Genomic DNA, 18303 nt, shown 5'->3' with positions numbered 1-18303 from the left:
TATGGCAAAAAACACCAATTCCACTAGTTATGAGTTTTACAAACAAAAAAATAAAGAAGAAATGAAGTACCAACTTATTACGTTTGCTTTGATGATTATCTTTACGCTCGTTGCATTTGGGATGGTTATAGCGGAATATAATCCGATGTTCACGATACCAGTTATCATTCTGTTAGCGTGCGTCCAAGTTGGGTTTCAGCTTTACTACTTTATGCATATGAGCCACAAAGGGCACGGCTTACCAGCGCTATTTTTATACTCCGGTATATTTGTAGCACTTCTAACGGTCCTAGCGATGGTCACAATTGTTTGGTGGTAAGGAAAAGGAGGTTGGAGAGGGGATTCCTCTCCAACCTTTTTTGTTATTCATAATTAGCAATTTGTCAAACACTTGTCACTCTTATGTGAGGAACGACGTGGGTTTTTGGTGGAAAGTAAGGTATAATGGTGATAGGTTGTACACCTAAGACAGATACATGGAGTGAGATAAATGTGGTTAGAAATACAAATATTTGGTTTTAGAGCTCTATGGAGTCCTTATTACTTCTTGTTTGTCGTAACTTTGGGCGTGTTGTATTTTCTGTTAACAGGTCCATTAAGGGAGCGTTTTGGGCAATATCAAAAGCCTACTAATGTGCAACAAGGCATGTTTTATACAGGGTTAGTGCTTCTTTATGTTATCAAAGGTTCTCCTGTTGATTTGCTAGGACATATTTTATTTACAGCACATATGTTGCAAATGGCTTTATATTACTTAGTGTTTCCCATCTTAATTATAAAAGGGTTGCCCTCATGGGTGTGGGAGAAATTATTCTCCGTTCCGATCTTGAAGAATGTATTGTATCTCTTAGCAAAGCCGCTTATTGCTTTGCTGCTATTTAATGGTCTGTTCTCTTTATATCACATACCTGTAGTATTTGATTTTACTAAATCAAATGCAATGGCACATGCGGTGGTTACGACGGTTATACTTGTGACTGCATTTCTAGTTTGGCTCCCCATTTTTGCTCCGTTAGAAAAATTAGATACGTTGTCGCCATTACTAAAAATTGGCTTCATCTTTGCTAATGGAGTTTTAATAACACCAGCTTGTGGTCTTATTATTTTTGCGGAGACTTCTCTGTATAGCACATATAGCGATCCTTCGTCTTGGGCTGAAGCTATGAAGCTTTGTGTTCCACCTGGTGTGTTAGATGGACTATCCTTAAGTGGACCTGAAATCTTTTCATCAATGTCAATTCGCGAAGACCAAGCGACAGGTGGTATTATTATGAAAATAACACAAGAAATTGTATATGGTACGATTTTGGCGATTATCTTCTTCTCTTGGTTTAATAAAGAGAGCACCAACATTGATCCGCTACCAAGTGAGTCGAACTAAGTATAACTCCTCTTCGAGAGAGAGGAGTTTTTTCTTACATAATAGAGAAATGTTTCATTAGAGGAGTATGGGGGGAATCGATGATGTTACCAATTTTACCTACTATTAGTACCGCCTTTATTGTAATCAGTGCGATTTTTATCGCTATTGGCTGGGTGCTCATTGCAAAGGGTAATGTTGTGGCGCACAAACGGGTTATGATTGCAGGGGCTGTTAGTGCGCTTACATTTTTTATTATCTATCTTTCAAGAACGATTTTTGTGGGGAACACAAGCTTTGGAGGACCAGATGATATTAAAATCTATTATACGCTGTTTTTGATTTTCCATATCATTTTGGCCACAACTGGTGGAGTTTTTGGTATTGTTACACTCGTTTTAGCCTTTAAACGGAACATTACTAAACACCGCAAACTTGGACCAATTACAAGCGTAATATGGTTCTTTACTGCAATAACAGGGGTTGCCGTATACTTGCTTCTTTATGTCATTTATAGTGGTGGAGAAACAACCAGCATGTTAAAAGCTATCCTTGGTATTTAGTGGGTTCCTTCTATCTATTATTAAATAGGTAGAAGGTTTTTTATGTTAGAAGACATAGGTTTCTTTGAAAAAGGCAGTTGACCATAAACGTAACGGTCCTTTCCTGGTGACATATCTTAACATAGAGTATTCAAAAAGTCTTATGTAGAAGAGGTTAAACAACATCAACAAACATGAAACGAGCGTTAATTTAAAAAAAGAAAAGTAGGTAAGGCTAGGTCTCTGTTTAAAATAATATGAGTAAAAGACAAGTGATTTGGTTTAACTTATTGAGATAAAAGGTAAGAGTAGTAAAGGAAGAAGCAGTTACATACATAATGGACCTGAATGATTTCCGACTACTTTTAAATGAAAGGTGGCTACACAATGAATATAGAAAATCAGCGTTTAATGATGACGCCTATAACGATCTCACAGGCTCAGCAGCTGATGGTTAGCCCAGAGAGTTACCCAGACTGGCTCAGTGTCAAATACGATTCTTTATGGCCGGATGATGGGCTAAAGGCAATGCTTCCTATATATGTAGAAGCTTTAGAAAACGATCGTAATGAATATGGATTTGGTCCTTGGATCATCTTACATAAACATAAAGATATGGTCATAGGGGACATAGGCTTTAAAGGAAAGCCTGTTGATGGTGTGGTGGAAATTGGATATTTCATCTCCAATATTCATCGTAATCAAGGGTACGCCAAAGAAGCAATAGATTCTATGGTTCACTGGGCGTTTTCTCAAGAAGGAGTAGATACGATTGCTGCAACATGTACATCACAGAACGTTCCTTCTTGTAAGGTACTTGAAGCAAATGGATTTAAACGTACAGGCGAAGAAGATGGTTTAATTGTTTTTGAAACTCATAAAAAAACCTCTTGGCAAAAATAGAAAAATAAAAAGGTGTTATGGCCCTAATGGCTATAACACCTTTTTATTTATATCTTATAGTTAAACTTAATAATTCCAGCTTCTTTCGCTGAGTTAAAGGCAATTACAATGAAAGGACCAATAAAGAATCCTAATACGCCAATTAGTTTTAACCCAAGGTACATTGCAATTAGTGTAGCTAAAGGAGAGAGCCCGATGTGCCGTCCCATAACTTTCGGTTCTACAGTTCGTCTAATTGCCAAGAGGACGATTGCTAATATTGAAAGTTGCGTTCCCATAGCAATGTCACCAACAATAAAGGCGTAAAGTGCCCAAGGCCCAAGTACCGCAATTGAACCAATAATAGGGACGAAATCTATTGCCCAAATAATCAGGGACATGAGGATAGCAACTTTTGGAGAAATATAAAGCAAGCCTATTAAAGATACGACAAAGATGATGATACTGACTAAAAATTGAGCTTTTAGAAATCCAAACACGACATAAGAAAGACGACTGTTCATAAAACGTACTTTCTCAGCTGTTTTAGATGTCATGTGATCATAAGCTTTCGCTTTCAGTTTTGGTATCTCTAACATAAACAAGAACAGAGCAATTAAGTATACTAGGAAACTGACTAAATAGTTTGGAATCTCAGCCAGGAAATTCCCTATTTTCTTTAACTGGTCGTCCACTTTATATTCGCTTGTATATGTATCAAACTTCTCTTTTAAAGTGCCACTTACTTCTTCAACAACAGTTGTCGGGAACCGTTCAACGAATTGATTTGTGTCTTTTGCTCTCTCATCAAAGAACTCTTCCACTTGTTCAAAATAGACAGGAGCGTTATTTGCAATGTTTATAACCTGTGTTACGGCTTTTGTTACTAGTAGGGACCCTACTAGTCCCATAATAATTAAAAATGTAATGTAGACAATAATCACGGATAGTTTTCGCTTAAAGCGAAATTTGTACTGTAACCATCGTACTAATGGATTTAAGAATAAAGCTGTAAAGAATGCCAGTAAAAGTGGCAAGGATACAGGCAATATAAAATATGCCCCAATGACTAAGATGATGGTTAGGAAAATCAGGATCCAATGTTTTTTACTCATATAACGGAACAATTTGCTTTCAGAAGCTCCTTTCAATCAACACTCTCATAATGAAAATATAGCATGAACATATTCTTTTGAACAGTTAAAAAACTTAAATAGGATACATGTCTTATTGTAAATATACATACGATGGAACGAGAAGGGGGAGCGTCCATGTGGAAACAATTTAAAACCTTTGCTACAAAAGGAAACGTGCTTGATCTATCTATTGCTGTTGTCATTGGAGGAGCATTTGGGAAAATTATTGAATCACTTGTAGACGACATCGTAATGCCTATTGTTGGTTTATTAATGGGGGGCGTAAACCTCCAAGCACTCCACGTTCAATTTACCTTAGGTAAAGGAACCGTATACATCCAGTATGGCGCATTCCTACAGTCCGCAGTCGACTTTTTTATCATTACATTTGCTATTTTCCTGTTTCTTAAAGTGATTTTAAAGCTTAAAGGGGAGTCAAAAGGACAAGTTCAGTTTCAGAAAGAGACGACTGATCAAATATTAGGTGATATTAGAGATATCATTAAAGAACAGTCAGAAAATAAAGGAGGAATAAAGAAATCACCAATTATTCATATTCAAGAGCATAAGGAAAAGACTGCTAACGATTCTAATCGTTAACAGTCTAACCCTTTAATTATTCTTCTGGTATTTTTCAAGCATCTCTTTTGCGCCGTCAAATTGATATTGATCAATAAGCTTCTTAGCTCGGTCAAGCAAATGTTCATTTTGGAATTCGTCAATCATGTCTTTGACGCGATCTAAGACTTTATTGCTTTTGTCTACAAGTGTATCAGGAAAATCTTCCCCGTCGCCGTATTCTACGCCGTGAGGATAATAGTGTTTTCCTAGGAGAGGGGTTAACAGCTGCATAGTTGCGTCATGCTTATCTACGTCACCTTCAAGCGCATACCCTTGCACGCGTAAATAGTACGTTTCGCCTTTTGTTGCAGTATTAATTTTATAATCGTAAGTTACACGTTCGTAGTCCCATTGTCCGCCTCTGACAAACCCAGCTTTCTTCATCAAGTGGTCTAATTTCTTCAGTTCCACGATTGCGCCTTCAATACCTTTACCTTCAATTCTCATGTGTTTCCACCTCGCATCATGTCTTTATGTAAACGTGTTCTTACTTAATCATATAAAAAAGTCGCCCAACTTGCAATTATTTACCTATAAAAAGTAACTTGACGTTCATTTGTTTGTATTTCACTTATGCAAATCATTGTATTGGCGATATAAATCTCCCGTATTAGCTTGTTTAGATGGAAGGCAGGAGGCTCATGAGTAACTACAATAAGCGGGCCCGTTCAACTAATTAACGTCAGGGCAGGCTCGGGGACTGTAATAACTAATGATAAAAATCAAATCCATCCAAGTATCATGCAAGAAATATTTAAATTAGGACACATTAAAACGTGGGATGATTATTGAGGCATCCAAGAATACAACGAACGGAGGAGATTTGGATGAAATCAGTTCGAGATATTATGACAACAGATGTAGCATGTTGCACATCAGATGACACTCTTTATGAGGCTGCGGTTAAAATGAAGGAACGTAATGTAGGGTCGATTCCTGTATGTGATAATCAACAAAACCTTTTAGGAATGGTAACAGACCGTGACCTTGTCATAAGAGGTTATGCAGGAAAGCATTCAGGTTCAACAGCAATTAAAAAGGTTATGAGTGATCATATGGTTTCTGTGACCCCTGAAACGTCTGTTACAGAAGCTGGAGACTTAATGGCAGATAAACAAATTCGTCGGTTGCCTATAGTTGAAAATGGGAAGCTTGTAGGTATTGTATCTCTTGGAGATCTTTCATTAGATCAAAAATCCAATGAAGCAGCTGGACATGCATTAGAAGAAATTTCTGAGCGTCCAGAACTTCATTAATACGTTTTAAGCCCCCTCTAAGATAGAGGGGGCTTTTTCGTTCTGTGATTTATATCATATTTTAGCTTGTGTGCCATTATACTAGAGTATCAGTATAGAGGGAGCGTGAGAGCTTGAAGAGTACCCTTGCAATTAGTTTCTTTTTATCACTTATCGTTGGTGTGTATATAATGGGCTTTAGCGAAAAGAAAGAGGTACCACAAAAATCCGTAGCTCCATCCTCAGAAATGAAAGGAAAGAATGAGGGAAGCCTAGCAGTTCCAGTGCATACTTCTATTAAAGATAATAGTCAGGTTTCTTCTATTCCCTTAAAAGAATTCATTGGTAAGACCGCCAGTGAGGTAGAATTATTATTAGGAAAGGCTGATCGAAAGGACCCGACCCCTTATGGATATAAATGGTGGATTTATGGTAGCGGTGAAAACTATTACCAAATTGGTATGAATCAAAACAAAGTAGTATCAGTCTATGGTATTGGTCCTTCTTTGGTACTTGAATCTATTAAGATCGGACAAACAAGGGAAGAGATTGAAGGGATTCTATCCTTGAAAGAGGAAGTCGAAGTTGTAACAAGTGAGGGGTCTTTCCTTTTTACTTTAACAAGTGAAGACTACATTCAACGTCCTCTTGTTAAGTTAGATGATACTGTAGTTATGCAGTTGTACTTCGATTCCATTACAAATGATTTGTCATCTGTTCGTTTGTTAACAAATGATACACTTCTTTTACACCGTCCTTACAACGTCTCTTATTCTGGACAACTGCCTGAACTTCCTCTCGTCATGGATGAGGATTGGAAAGCAATTGAATATGGGATGGAGAAACAAATCCATGCCATATCAAACCAGATTCGCAGCCGATTTGGTAAAGAAGGCTTAGTTTGGGATGAATTAACTGCTGGGGTTGCTTTCAGACATAGTAAAGATATGTCTGTCCATAATTATTTTTCTCATATTTCCCTTGATGGAGACGGTTTAGAAGAACGTTTGCGAAAAAGTAAGATACAATATGCTTCAGCTGGAGAAAATATTGCAGCTCAGTACCCAGATGCTCCTTCAGTTGTGGAAGGATGGTTGAATAGTGCAGGACACAGGGAAGCATTATTGAATGAAAACTACACACACCTAGGCGTAGGTGTTTATAGATACTACTATACTCAGAACTTTCTCGAACAACCCTACTAGGCAGATGCACACGACTCTTCTGTCACTCATATACTATCTTAAAGAAAGATCTAAATGTGAGGTGGTACAGAATGAGTTCAAACTTACATCCGTCTGTTGCAGAGTTTAAAGAATTTACTGGACGATACCCAAAGTTAATAAAACATGTTCGTGATAATCAGGAGAGTTGGCAGCCTTACTATGAAAAGTGGGTGTTGTTAGGGGAGGATGACCCATACTGGAAACAGTTTACTGAGGAAAGTGAACAAGGAAAAACGAATGATCAACAAACAGAGGGAGAAGCTCAAGATTCTACAAACAATAAAGAGATGATGGGCCAGTTTATGAATATGATTGAAAATGTAGACTTAAACAAAGTTCAAGGTCATATTCAACAATTAAATGGAGCCATATCAAATATACAAAATCTTGTAGGACAGTTCCAGGAGATGAAAAAGACAAATCCTACTAAAGGAAACGCCCAAAAAAAATCGCCATTTGGATTTGGCCGTGATTAAGGAGGGCTCTTGTGCAACCAGGTGTTTATCAGTACTTAAATAATCGACCTGATTTAATCAATTTTATTCGGCAAAATCCCAAATGGTATCGTAAAATCACGCGTGATCCTGGGGTTTTGCCTAACATGGAAGAGGAAGCCAAATACTTCTTTGGAAAAACGACTTCTCAGAAAATGGAGAGGATGACCAATCAGTTGCAAATGGTTCAAATGCTTATGCAAATGGCTCAGGCGATGAAAGAGTAAAAAAATGTTCATAAATATTTCGTTTTTCTAAAAGAATTTGGTAAAATAGCTAGTGGAGGTGATTTACTTGCTAGCTACTTCGGAGACAGTTGAAATTCTGGATCAAAGTGAACAGTTAGGAAAGTTGGTATCAGGTTCAGATGTATATGAAAGATACCTCCAAGCTAAACAAGATATGGAGCGGGATCGAGAGGCTCAGCGCCTGATTCGTGCTTTTCAAGATAGTAAAACACAGTATGAAGAGGTTGAGAGGTTCGGTCGATATCATCCTGATTACAACCAAATTATGAAGGCGGTACGTCAGAAAAAGCGTGATATGGATATGAATGATTATGTAGCCGCTTATAAGGTAGCTGAACGTGAACTTCAGAAGTTACTTGATGAACTTAGCCAAATCATAGCCGGAAGCATAAGTCCGCAAATTAAAGTTCCAAAAGATGGAGCGGTATTTCAAGATACAGGCGGCGGTTGTGGTTGCGGTAGTGGAGGCGGCTGTGGCTGCTCTTAACCAAAATTACTGGAATCGAATACAGTCTATGCACATGTTTCCACAACAAAACATTTTTTGCTGAGGAACAAGAAAGCGGACTCGATACACATATAGCGCCTCATGCTCTCTCACGAAGCTCATAGAGAGGGTGAGGCGTTTTCCTTTCATGGCAGAAGCAGCAGCCTTCTTAAGGCTATCTTCAATCATCGTTCTTTCAATATTGGGAGAAGAAGGGCTTACATAAACAAAAGGGATCCCTGTAATTGTCTTTTTATAACATGTAAGAGTGCACGGGTCTTGATTTAATGTCACCATGAATAAATGCCAGGCTTTTTCTACGTCTGTCATATTCATTCCCCCCAGGTTACAAAAGATATTTATTCTGCGATTGAACCTTTTCGCAATATTTGCTAAACTTATTTAAAACCATTTATGAAAGAGGATGCCCTATGTTTACAAAGAGACAAGGATTGGTCATATGGTTCCAACATATGAAAAATATCCGCCAGATTAAACGTTATGGTCATTTAGTACATGCATCGAAAAAACATAAGTATGCTCTTTTATACGTCAATCAGGACGAAATAGAAGACGTTATGACTAAGCTTTCTAAACTTCATTATATTCAGAAGGTAGAGCCTTCTTACAAGCCTTTTATACGAACGGAATATGAAAATTCCAAACCAGATAAAGCAAAAGAATATGATTATAAATACGGCAGTATATAAAAAGAGCATGGGATGATGGTCCCGTGCTCTTTTTAATGCTTAACTCATAGGAGCAATGTAGCGGTTCATTCGTAGTATACCTATAAGGTGCTGGTAAAACAGTTCGCGCTCACCAAAAATATGACTAGGCTGAACCGTGAGTTCAATAATCTCCTTTTGAAGATCTTTAGCTAGACTTTGGAACAAATCATATCGTTTATTAGGAATGTCATGTGGATAAGGAATTCCTTCACGACAAATATAAAGCGGTTGAAAATCTCCTGGAGTTGTAGGTTTCATCACAACAACGAGGGAGGTGCGCTTTTCTTCTCCTGTGGTAGTGTGAAATGCCATCAGATGTTGTATACGCTCAGGCATACCTCTGCTTATTGTAAGTAATTCGTATAAATCGGAATACCCTTGACCTAGTTCAATAAAACGCTGAATCATTTTGCCACCTCTTTCATGATCATCTCTTATGATACTTTAGCAAAAAATAAAGAGGATAGATAGATTTTATTGTATACCGCTTGAAATATTGAGGAGTTACAGACTATGATTAGGAAATCTTTACTTTACATAATCCCACTAATATTCTTACTGACACTTCTTGTTTTATACCAGTGGAGTATGTATACGTATGGTGATCAGGAGGCTGATGCTAGCGCACCTTCACCGAAAACGAACGTCCGAATAACCCATGAAGGTGCTAGTGTTTATGTGGAACAGTCTTTTACAGCTGTTAGAGAAGGGACTTATTCTTTAAGGATCCCAGAAGGTATCAAAAATATAGAATGTGTCTATGAGGAAGGGAAACCTTGTCTGTTAGAAAAATCCTCTACTGTCGTTACAGTTTCCGCCAATAAAGAACTTCACTTCACATATGAACTTCCTTTTGAGGATGAGGATTGGATTTCTGGTGTATGGTTTATTGGGCTAGAAAGAAATGATTCCTTTGTGCCGATAGAAATAGAAGTATCTGTTATAGAGAAACAACCTTCTAAATGGCTTTGGATGAGCCCTGGCTTAGAAGTTGCACAAATTAAAAAAGACCATATTGATTTTTATCAGTGGGAAGAACGAAAAGCAGATTCCTTTCCGCTTTATCCTTTTGAAGCAGAAGGTTATTCAGAACAGCAAAAAGGTCTTATCACGTTTTACTCCAAAGATCGTTTACCTGAAAAGACTTTAGAGCAAATACAAGATGTATATGAACCATTATCTGACGAACCCCTTATCGTGATAGTAGGAAGTAAATCCAAACCGTCTCAAAAAGGAGTTATACACGTTGCTTCACTGAACCTACATTCCTTCAAAGAATCTTGGTATTATTCACTACTTACTGCAGGATCTAGTGTTCCTGAAGAGATGAAATGGTTAATAGATTCTGTTGTAGCTTATGCTGCTAATACAAGTCCTAATACGGAAAAAGGCAAGAAAATAAAAACGGCATTAATAGAACAGTTAACTGAAAAAGAGAGTGAGAAATTTTTAACCTCTCTCTCAAGGGAAGAAGAAACTCAAATCCCAACATACTTAGATGAAATGCTCGGAGAAGTAAAAGGGCTCGAAACATCATTCTTTAAAGAAAACATGTCTCTCGAGACGCCTTATGTTCCTTTATACTTTTATGAGACAAAAGATATTCTCGTAAATAGTAATCCAGTTAAGGTTAGCTGGAGACCAATAAAAATCAATGGAGACCGTTTTTATCCCCTGGGTGGTTTAGCTACATTAATTGATATGGATATAACAGGTATTCCTAGTGAAAATGTCTATATAGTAAGAAAAGCAGATGACACCTGGAGGTTCTCTCTTAATAAACAAACCTATATTGAAAACGAGGAGTCATTCGGTATAGCTAGTGAGGTACTCATACAAGTTAACAAAGAGGTTTATATTCAAGAGCGTTATATGAAGGATATATTAAGGATCGATGTTCAAGAGGGGAACCAAACTCTTTATATCAAGGAATAAAAAAAGCCTGCAGACATTTGTCTGCAGGCACCTTTTTTGATTTAATTCTCATCAAATCAAAAAGGCAAAGGGAGAGGAGAAACCGGAGGAAGAACTTATGGGGAACGTAAGTCTTCTCCGTCTTCGGGAACGATTAGGAGGAACCCTAACCGTTCCTTAGACAGTATGAGCGGTTTCAGTTCCATTTATACACCTCTTATTAAATAAAATTAAGGATGATGAAAAAAGGTTGAGGGTAGATGGGGATGTGTGAGTTTTCTCTTTGTGAACGTTTATGGTAGGATTATGTACGAAATGGTTAGAGAAAGGTGTTGACTCTATGCGCGTAATAGCAGGAGAACATAAAGGAAGACAACTTCAACCAGTGCCTCATCGGTTGACACGTCCAACGACAGACAAAGTGAAAGAAGCATTATTTCAAATGATTGGCCCATACTTTGAAGGGGGCGTGTGCCTTGACTTATTTGCTGGAAGTGGGGGTCTTGGTATTGAGTCATTAAGTAGAGGTATGGATAAGTCGATTTTCGTGGATAAGCATCCAAAAGCTATTGCGACGATTTATGAGAATTTGAAGACTCTTAAATTAGAAGAGCATGCAGAAGTCTATAAGAATGATGCTTACAGAGCGATAAAAGCAGCAGGAAAAAGAGGGTTATGTTTCGACCTTGTATTCCTAGATCCTCCTTATGATAAATTCTCATATCAGGAGCTTATTGATTCTATGCTTGAGCATACCGTAGTTCATGAAGGCACAACTATTGTTTGCGAACATTCCTCAGAACAATCTTTACCTGATACACTAGGTCCTTTTAAGCGCTTTCGTCACGAAACTTATTCAAGTATTATATCCATTAGTCTTTATAAACAAGAATAGAGGAGGATTTCAATGGCAACATTAGCAATTTGTCCTGGAAGTTTTGACCCGATTACATATGGTCACCTTGATATAATAGAGCGTGGAGCAAAGATTTTTGATCATGTAACGGTAGCGGTGTTTCATAACCGCGCTAAATCTCCGCTATTTTCTGTTGAAGAACGCATTGAATTGATACAAGAGGTTACGAGTCATCTTGATAATGTAACTGTTGACTCTAGTAGCGGTTTACTAATTGATTATGCTGAAGAAAAAGGTGCTAATGTTGTACTAAGAGGGCTACGAGCTGTCAGTGACTTTGAATATGAGATGCAAATTACTGCCATGAACCGAAAATTGAATGACTCCATTGAAACGTTTTTTGTCATGACAAATAATCAGTACTCATTCTTAAGTTCAAGTATCGTGAAAGAAGTGTCAAAATATAATGGAGATGTATCTGAATTGGTACCTCCACAAATAGAAAAAGCCTTAAAAGCTAAATATAAGAAATAGCCCCTAACCAAAAGTTAGTTGGGCTATTTTTTTATGATTCTTCTATACAAAATAAGACTGGCAATAGCTAAGGAAGCTATAGTCATGAGTGGGCCTATATTTACAAGCTTCTCGAAAAGCTCTGACCAGAATGTTTCATGCTTGCTTAATCTGAGCCAAACCGGAGATTCATCGGATTCGAAGGCTTGCCGGTCCACATAGAGGGGTACAAACAGAAGTACACTTAACCCGGCAGCAAAAAGACCGTGAAGAATACGCGCCAAGAAATAAGGACGGAACCGGATGTCTGTATCAGCTAAAATGCTAGCTACTTGTGCTTGTACAGAAAAACCGTTAAAAGCTAGTATGAAGCTGACACAAATGACTTGTTGTAATAGAACTGAATTCTCAGCTTGAGCCGTCATCTGAGAACCAAGTGTAATTTCAAATAATCCGGAAATAAACGGTAGGGTCAATTCTTGAGGTAGTGTAAGCATCTGGAATAGTATACCTATTGCCCCGGCAATAATAGGGGTAATTCCTACTAAAAATAATAGCTTATTAAACACGGAAAACATGATAATAAATCCACCGATCATAAGTAAAGTTTGGATAGAGGATAAAACAGCATCTCCAAAAAATTTACCAAATGGGCGTGGTTCTTCCAAGCGTGTCTGATGAAGGGCTAAGAAAGCCTTTTTTAAAGTGATTCTGTCTCTTGAACGATCTCGTGTAGGGGTTTGCTCTCGACCATAAAAACGCATGCATATGCCTACTAAGGTATTTCCTAAGTAATGGCTTGCTGCTAGTAAAATTCCTAAGGTAGGGTCGTGAAAGAATCCTACAGAAACGGCTCCAAATATAAACAGTGGATTTGAAGCATTAGTGAAAGAAACGAGTCGCTCAGCTTCTATCCTTGTAAGCTGCTTTTCTTGCCTTAACCTGGCTGTTAACTTAGCCCCAGATGGGTAACCACTAGCCATACCCATTGCCCATACAAAGCTTCCAACCCCAGGAACTCTAAAGATTGGTCTCATAATTGGTTCAAAAATAATCCCTATGAAACGAACAACTCCGAAGCCTATTAAAAGTTCAGCCGTAATGAAAAATGGGAGCAGGGAGGGGAACACAATTTCCCACCACATATTTAATCCCCGGATGGACGCCTCAAGAGCTTGATCAGGGAAGCGAATTAGCGAGAAAGCAATAAATAATGCCAATAACGCGAGTGTTAATGATTTAATTTGTGATTTCATATAAAGCCCCCTACAAATTGACCGACTGTACTTCTATTTTGGGAAATAGTAAAATGTTCATAACATATACATACAGTACAAGCGTTTCTATATCACTATACGCTCATGAGAAAGGGATTTATGCCATAAAATAAGAAAAGAATGGCAAGAAAAAGGGAGGTCTTAGAGTGAAGAGACCTGTTGTTGGATTGGCCTTAGGCTCTGGGGGGGCGAGAGGGTTTGCCCATCTGGGTGTGTTAAAGGCGTTTAAAGATGCGGGTATACCAGTTGATCTAATTGCGGGAAGTAGTATGGGAGCACTCGTTGGATCTTTGTATTGTGCTGGGCAGGATATGGAACAGCTATATAAGCTGGCTAAAACGTTTAAGCGTAAGTATTATTTAGATTTTACCGTTCCAAAAATGGGTTTCATTCAAGGTAAGCGTATTAAAGAGTACATAAGCTTATTTACGTACAGAAAAAATATTGAGGATTTAGATATCCCATTCTCCGTCATTGCAACAGATCTGCATACGGGTGAGAAAGTTATTTTTAAAGAAGGCAATACAGCAGATGCGGTTAGAGCAAGCATCTCCATCCCTGGCATTTTTGTGCCTGTAAAGATTAGAGACCGTTTATTGATCGACGGAGGGGTTGTTGATCGGGTTCCGGTGTCTGTAGCAAGAGAGATGGGAGCAGATATTGTAATTGGGGTGGATTGTGCCCACTTTGACGGCAGTAATGATGTTCAATCCATCTATGATGTGATTATTCAAAGTATAGAAATCATGCAAGATGAATTGCTCAGCCAGATTGATCTTGATGCTGATTTTATGTTGAAACCGGATGTGAAGAAGTTTAGTTCGAGAGCCTTTACGGATACAGTTGAGATCGTAAGTGAGGGAGAGGAAGAAGCGAATCGCCACATTGAAGCGATTCGAACGTATATAGAGAATTGGAAGGAGCCCGACCATGAAGCAGAATAAAAGATATTTTATAGTATTTGCGGTAGTAGTGGTACTTGCCTTTTTCTTGGCTCAGTACCGCTTGCCGTATTACATTTATCAGCCTGGATCGGCTGATGACTTAAATCCAGTAGTACAAGTTCAAGATGGATTCAATAGTGATGGAGAAATGCACTTGGTTACCGTTAGCGGTGGGCCTGCAACGCCAATTCGGTATGTAATTGCTAAAATTCTCCCATATCATGAAATTTATGACATTGAAGATATCCTACCTGAAGGAGTTAGTCAAAATGAGTATCACCATGCCCAACTTCAGGTTATGGAATCGTCTCAAGAAGCTGCCCAAGTCGTAGCCTATCAAGCTGCAGGGAAAGATATTACGATTAATTATGAGGGTGTCTACGTTATGAGCGTAGGTCAAGATATGCCAGCAGAAGGGAAGCTTGAAATTGGGGATCGTATTATAGAAGTAAATGGTAAAGAGATTAAAAAGTCAGAAGAACTTATTGATTTAATAGCCCCGCTTAATGTAGGGGATAGCGTAGAAGTAACGTTTGAACGAAAAGATAAGAAAATGACCGAAACGGTATCGTTACAAAAACATCCTGAAGAAGAAAGAGCTATTATGGGGATCGGGCTTGTGACCGATCGCAGTGTTAAAGTGGATCCTCCAGTAAACTTCAAAAGTGGAGAAATTGGAGGACCTAGTGCGGGACTCATGTTTTCGTTGGAAATTTATGATCAATTAACAGAAAGTGATATTACAAAAGGTTATCAAGTGGCTGGTACAGGAGAAATATCATATGAAGGGAAAGTAGGGCGTATTGGTGGAATCGACAAAAAAGTCGTAGCTTCTGACGAAGAAGGGATTGAAATCTTTTTCGCTCCAAATGAAGGAGGAAAAGAGGGTTCTAATTACGAGGTAGCTAAAAAGACAGCTGAAGATATTGGGACAGACATGAAAATTGTGCCTGTAGACACTTTTGAGGAAGCGTTGCAGTATTTAAAGGACTTAGATCCTAAAACAGAAGAATAAAGGTTAGAAAGGGCCCCAAATTGTACAGAATACAATTTGGGGCCTTTTTGACTTAGTTGAAGGCCAATATCTGAGGTCCAGCTTTCTTCGCTATGTCGTGGCGCTACTGGCCGATTGAAAAAATATAGTAATCAGAAGTATACATCCGTGTTTCCACGGTTGTTTTGTCTTCTCCTTTAGAGAAAATTAGATCCGTTCCTTTTTGTTCTAGGAAAGCGAATCCTTTCTCTCCCATAAAGGTCTTGACGATGTAGTAATAATCGCCCTCCACAGGGGTGTGTGGTGTAATGTAGGTCTCTGATTCAGTATCAATCTGCACATAAGGTTTGTCGCCAAGTTTAAGCTGTACGATGCCGCTGATCACGGGGATTGGATTACCTTCTTGAAATAAGGTGTCTTTAAATGCGAATCCAATAGACCCGACAATGATGAACAGCGCAAGGAATGTAATGCTGAACCATCGTAACAGATTGCGCAACCTCATTCCCCCTTTAATCTTTGGACGATAGGTCCACTAGAAAAGTTTCACATATGTGGCATTACAGGTGGGCCTATCTCTCTCTTTCGCAAGGATTTTCTTTGCACCATTGGCAAACATGAGAAATAGGCGTCCACAGAACGCTCTTCTATTGTAACAAATTCATGTTCTCCTGACTGCATATTTGTCAGGATAGGTACGTTCATTTTTTTCTTTTGTTCCTTAATATACTTCCGACCCGTCTCTGACATTCCTAATAAACGGACGTATGGCACTCTTTCAAGTTCATGTAATGGACGAAGTTCTTCCTTTTTTGTATTTGTAAGAATATGAGTGATCGTCCGTTGAAGTCGTGTCCATGTATATCGTTTCGTCTTCAGTAAGTTCATCCATTCTTCAAATGTTGTGGCTTCTTTTATTGTATGCTTTAATCGAAATTCAAGTCCTTCTTCAACACCGTGAAATGTTCTGATCTCTTCTGGTGAAAGGGTAGTTAGTTTATAGTGTAGTAAAGGGAAATACCGATCCCAGTAATGCCAGCCATTCGCTTTATGCCCATATTCTCTTAGTTTATCTATTGAAGAAGGTGGCAAAGCTCCTTCAGCTTCTTGAGTCATTTCTTGTTGTTTGAGAATGGATTTTCGTATACTTGTAGCGCTTGCTATTTTATGGGTAATCGTTTCATCGTGATAGCCGCTTTTAGTGCGTTGTATGGTCATAGGGGCAATCGGTAAGTTGTAATCAAGAATGGTTTTCGTGTAACTAAAGCCTAGAATATTATTTGGCTGAGTTAAGTCAATAGAATCCTCTGACAAACCAATTGCTTTGTAGGCGTGTCGGCTAGCCTCTGGAAATGAATAACCCAAGTTTAAAAAGTGGTGGAGAGACTCTTTGTAATACTCTTGTTGACTATTTAAGTGATCATATGCCTTCATAAAAGGAGTGATATCACCTTGTTCGCTTCCGAAACAAATGGTGTCTATACCGATTTCATGAAGAGTGAATACAGCACCTTTTGCAAATAAATCACTATTTTGTACTGCAAAAACGTAGGGGAGTTCTAAAACGATATCGACCCCTTGAGATAAGGCGATTTGAGTTCGATGCCACTTATCTATAATAGCTGGCTCTCCTCTTTGAAGGAAATTTCCACTCATTACTGCAATCATGCAATCCGCACCAGATGCTTCCTTAGATTGCTTGAGATGATATTGGTGACCGAAGTGAAAAGGATTATACTCAACAATAAGTCCGCACGATTTCATGGCGTTTAACCTCTTTCATCATATATTTTCCGTTCAAGTACTTAGAGTTACTATGATTATAAACTAACGAAATAGGGAAGCGAAATCAATATAAAGGAGGCATTTTGTCGTGTGTTACTTGCGTCACGGGTTAAGTTGTGGCATAGTGAGAAGACTATAAAAGCGAAATGATAAACAGTGATATTGCTGTAAAGAAAAAATGTTGACAAATTGTCTATTTCCTTTTAAAATAACTCTTGTTGCCTTGAGGTGATTAGAATGAAATTTGCTTTACAAAAATTAAAAGCAGCTGATCTAGAACCGGTAACGTTTGATGATCACGTTGACATTTCTGAATTAGAAGAAATGCCTAATGACATCCGATCCATACCTGATGTACACGTAAAGGGTGAAGCTACTCGTAATGGAGATACGGTTACATTTCGTTTCTCTGTCTCTGGCACGATGACGCTCCCATGTGCTCGTACATTAGCGGATGTGAAGTATCCGTTTTCCTTCGATGCGGTAGAAGTCTTCTCGCTATCTCCATACCACCAAGAAGGTGAAGATGAGATCCATGAAATTGCTGGAGAAGTTCTTGACTTAACGCCTTATATCAAGGAAAATGTAATATTGGAAGTTCCTTTGCAAGTGTTCGCTGATGACGAGGTGCTAGAGGATGCTCTTTCTGAGGGGCATGGCTGGCAGCTAGTCACAGAGGAGAAGCAAGAAGAAAAGGTGGACCCTCGCCTTGCAAAGCTTCAACAATTTTTAGATGATAACAAAGAGTAAGAGATCCATCACATACAATCTGGATCGTGCATGAAGGAGGTGTAACACATGGCAGTACCAAAGCGTAGAACTTCAAAAAAGGTTAAAAACCAACGTCGTACTCACAAGAAACTTCACTTACCAGGAATGGTAGAATGCCAAAACTGCGGTGAATACACTAAACAACACCATGTTTGCAAATCTTGCGGACAGTACAATGGTAAACAAGTTGTTGAACAATAAACCGTTCTGAAAGAAGAGTGTCTCATAGAGGCGCTCTTTTTTTGGCTCTAAAATATTTGTTGGGGTATTAGAAAATTTGGCATAAA

24 protein-coding genes and 1 pseudogene are annotated in these 18303 nt (G+C 38.5%); 18 read left to right on the top strand and 7 right to left on the bottom strand.

Annotation, left to right across the window (positions count from 1 at the left end; translation table 11 throughout):
• Position 1 precedes the first annotated feature (1 nt).
• The 4 genes from ctaF to N780_RS04800 all read left to right on the top strand — a co-directional run bounded on the left by ctaF (position 2) and on the right by N780_RS04800 (position 2805).
• Positions 2 to 319 (top strand): cytochrome c oxidase subunit IVB, encoded by a 318-nt coding sequence (gene ctaF, locus N780_RS04815; RefSeq protein WP_036780875.1) that lies wholly within the window; start codon positions 2 to 4, stop codon positions 317 to 319.
• 171 nt (positions 320 to 490) lie between these two features.
• Positions 491 to 1381, top strand: a complete 891-nt coding sequence (gene ctaG, locus N780_RS04810) for a cytochrome c oxidase assembly factor CtaG (protein WP_036780872.1) — start codon at positions 491 to 493, stop codon at positions 1379 to 1381.
• A gap of 80 nt (positions 1382 to 1461) precedes the next feature.
• Positions 1462 to 1923, top strand: a complete 462-nt coding sequence (locus N780_RS04805; RefSeq protein ID WP_036780868.1) for a DUF420 domain-containing protein — start codon at positions 1462 to 1464, stop codon at positions 1921 to 1923.
• 366 nt (positions 1924 to 2289) lie between these two features.
• Entirely contained in the window at positions 2290 to 2805 is a 516-nt protein-coding gene (locus N780_RS04800; protein WP_036780866.1) for a GNAT family N-acetyltransferase, read from the top strand.
• Between the two features lie 47 nt (positions 2806 to 2852).
• Here N780_RS04800 and ytvI read toward each other — a convergent pair whose 3' ends face one another.
• Positions 2853 to 3911 carry a sporulation integral membrane protein YtvI gene (gene ytvI, locus N780_RS04795; RefSeq protein ID WP_036781630.1) on the bottom strand — a complete coding sequence of 353 codons (1059 nt, stop codon included), beginning with the start codon at positions 3909 to 3911 and terminating at the stop codon, positions 2853 to 2855.
• Between the two features lie 144 nt (positions 3912 to 4055).
• Between ytvI and mscL the strand changes: the two are divergent.
• Positions 4056 to 4436: pseudogene (gene mscL, locus N780_RS04790) on the top strand (large conductance mechanosensitive channel protein MscL); the annotation flags it as partial.
• A gap of 96 nt (positions 4437 to 4532) precedes the next feature.
• Here mscL and N780_RS04785 read toward each other — a convergent pair.
• Positions 4533 to 4988: a YugN family protein gene (locus N780_RS04785; RefSeq protein WP_036780863.1), complete on the bottom strand. Its 456-nt coding sequence runs from the start codon at positions 4986 to 4988 to the stop codon at positions 4533 to 4535.
• Between the two features lie 380 nt (positions 4989 to 5368).
• Between N780_RS04785 and N780_RS04780 the strand changes: the two genes are divergently transcribed.
• The 5 genes from N780_RS04780 (at position 5369) to N780_RS04760 (ending at position 8231) form a co-directional block, all read left to right on the top strand.
• Positions 5369 to 5797, top strand: a complete 429-nt coding sequence (locus N780_RS04780; protein ID WP_036780860.1) for a CBS domain-containing protein — start codon at positions 5369 to 5371, stop codon at positions 5795 to 5797.
• A gap of 113 nt (positions 5798 to 5910) precedes the next feature.
• Positions 5911 to 6981: a CAP domain-containing protein gene (locus N780_RS04775; protein ID WP_036780859.1), complete on the top strand. Its 1071-nt coding sequence runs from the start codon at positions 5911 to 5913 to the stop codon at positions 6979 to 6981.
• A gap of 71 nt (positions 6982 to 7052) precedes the next feature.
• On the top strand, positions 7053 to 7478 hold the full coding sequence (ylbD, locus tag N780_RS04770; RefSeq protein ID WP_036780857.1) for a spore coat protein YlbD: 426 nt from the start codon (positions 7053 to 7055) through the stop codon (positions 7476 to 7478).
• Positions 7479 to 7489: 11 nt separating this feature from the next.
• The gene (locus N780_RS04765; RefSeq protein ID WP_036780854.1) at positions 7490 to 7723 is read left to right on the top strand and encodes a YlbE-like family protein; all 234 of its coding nucleotides are present in this window, start codon (positions 7490 to 7492) and stop codon (positions 7721 to 7723) included.
• Between the two features lie 67 nt (positions 7724 to 7790).
• Complete coding sequence (locus N780_RS04760; protein ID WP_036780851.1) at positions 7791 to 8231, top strand: YlbF/YmcA family competence regulator; 441 nt, start codon at positions 7791 to 7793, stop codon at positions 8229 to 8231.
• A gap of 6 nt (positions 8232 to 8237) precedes the next feature.
• Here the strand turns inward: N780_RS04760 and N780_RS04755 are convergent, their stop codons facing one another.
• Entirely contained in the window at positions 8238 to 8561 is a 324-nt protein-coding gene (locus N780_RS04755; protein ID WP_052114896.1) for a hypothetical protein, read from the bottom strand.
• Positions 8562 to 8662: 101 nt separating this feature from the next.
• Between N780_RS04755 and N780_RS04750 the strand changes: the two genes are divergently transcribed.
• Positions 8663 to 8941, top strand: coding sequence for a YlbG family protein (locus tag N780_RS04750; protein ID WP_036780847.1), 279 nt, complete (start codon positions 8663 to 8665; stop codon positions 8939 to 8941).
• Between the two features lie 39 nt (positions 8942 to 8980).
• On the opposite strand, the gene N780_RS04745 is transcribed toward N780_RS04750, so the two are convergent.
• Entirely contained in the window at positions 8981 to 9370 is a 390-nt protein-coding gene (locus N780_RS04745; protein WP_036780843.1) for a DUF7147 family protein, read from the bottom strand.
• A gap of 105 nt (positions 9371 to 9475) precedes the next feature.
• Between N780_RS04745 and N780_RS04740 the strand changes: the two genes are divergently transcribed.
• The 3 genes from N780_RS04740 to coaD all read left to right on the top strand — a co-directional run bounded on the left by N780_RS04740 (position 9476) and on the right by coaD (position 12266).
• On the top strand, positions 9476 to 10897 hold the full coding sequence (locus tag N780_RS04740; protein WP_036780841.1) for a stalk domain-containing protein: 1422 nt from the start codon (positions 9476 to 9478) through the stop codon (positions 10895 to 10897).
• A gap of 274 nt (positions 10898 to 11171) precedes the next feature.
• Positions 11172 to 11771 carry a 16S rRNA (guanine(966)-N(2))-methyltransferase RsmD gene (gene rsmD, locus N780_RS04735; RefSeq protein ID WP_084599344.1) on the top strand — a complete coding sequence of 200 codons (600 nt, stop codon included), beginning with the start codon at positions 11172 to 11174 and terminating at the stop codon, positions 11769 to 11771.
• A gap of 12 nt (positions 11772 to 11783) precedes the next feature.
• The gene (gene coaD, locus N780_RS04730; RefSeq protein ID WP_036780837.1) at positions 11784 to 12266 is read left to right on the top strand and encodes a pantetheine-phosphate adenylyltransferase; all 483 of its coding nucleotides are present in this window, start codon (positions 11784 to 11786) and stop codon (positions 12264 to 12266) included.
• 23 nt (positions 12267 to 12289) lie between these two features.
• On the opposite strand, the gene spoVV is transcribed toward coaD, so the two are convergent.
• Positions 12290 to 13501 (bottom strand): dipicolinic acid transporter SpoVV, encoded by a 1212-nt coding sequence (spoVV, locus tag N780_RS04725; protein ID WP_036780835.1) that lies wholly within the window; start codon positions 13499 to 13501, stop codon positions 12290 to 12292.
• Between the two features lie 167 nt (positions 13502 to 13668).
• On the opposite strand from spoVV, the gene N780_RS04720 reads away from it, so the two are divergent.
• Both N780_RS04720 and N780_RS04715 read left to right on the top strand, forming a co-directional pair.
• Positions 13669 to 14466 (top strand): patatin-like phospholipase family protein, encoded by a 798-nt coding sequence (locus N780_RS04720; protein WP_036780832.1) that lies wholly within the window; start codon positions 13669 to 13671, stop codon positions 14464 to 14466.
• Positions 14453 to 15481: a SepM family pheromone-processing serine protease gene (locus N780_RS04715; protein WP_036780830.1), complete on the top strand. Its 1029-nt coding sequence runs from the start codon at positions 14453 to 14455 to the stop codon at positions 15479 to 15481. Before N780_RS04720 ends, N780_RS04715 begins: the two co-directional genes overlap by 14 nt.
• A gap of 103 nt (positions 15482 to 15584) precedes the next feature.
• Here N780_RS04715 and N780_RS04710 read toward each other — a convergent pair whose 3' ends face one another.
• Together N780_RS04710 and N780_RS04705 are read right to left on the bottom strand one after the other, a co-directional pair.
• A complete protein-coding gene (locus N780_RS04710) occupies positions 15585 to 15959 on the bottom strand; it encodes a hypothetical protein (protein WP_036780828.1) in 375 nt (124 codons plus the stop codon).
• A 47-nt stretch (positions 15960 to 16006) separates the two neighbouring features.
• Positions 16007 to 17224 (bottom strand): nucleotidyltransferase, encoded by a 1218-nt coding sequence (locus N780_RS04705; protein ID WP_036780826.1) that lies wholly within the window; start codon positions 17222 to 17224, stop codon positions 16007 to 16009.
• 258 nt (positions 17225 to 17482) lie between these two features.
• Between N780_RS04705 and N780_RS04700 the strand changes: the two genes are divergently transcribed.
• Positions 17483 to 17995, top strand: a complete 513-nt coding sequence (locus N780_RS04700) for a YceD family protein (RefSeq protein ID WP_036780823.1) — start codon at positions 17483 to 17485, stop codon at positions 17993 to 17995.
• 48 nt (positions 17996 to 18043) lie between these two features.
• Positions 18044 to 18217, top strand: a complete 174-nt coding sequence (rpmF, locus tag N780_RS04695; RefSeq protein WP_036780821.1) for a 50S ribosomal protein L32 — start codon at positions 18044 to 18046, stop codon at positions 18215 to 18217.
• The last annotated feature ends 86 nt before the right edge of the window (positions 18218 to 18303 follow it).

It is taken from the genome of Pontibacillus chungwhensis BH030062 (assembly GCF_000770675.1).
Lineage (GTDB): Bacteria > Bacillota > Bacilli > Bacillales > BH030062 > Pontibacillus > Pontibacillus chungwhensis.
The sequence above is the reverse complement of the archived record's forward strand: the minus strand, read 5'-3'. Positions and strand labels throughout refer to the sequence as shown.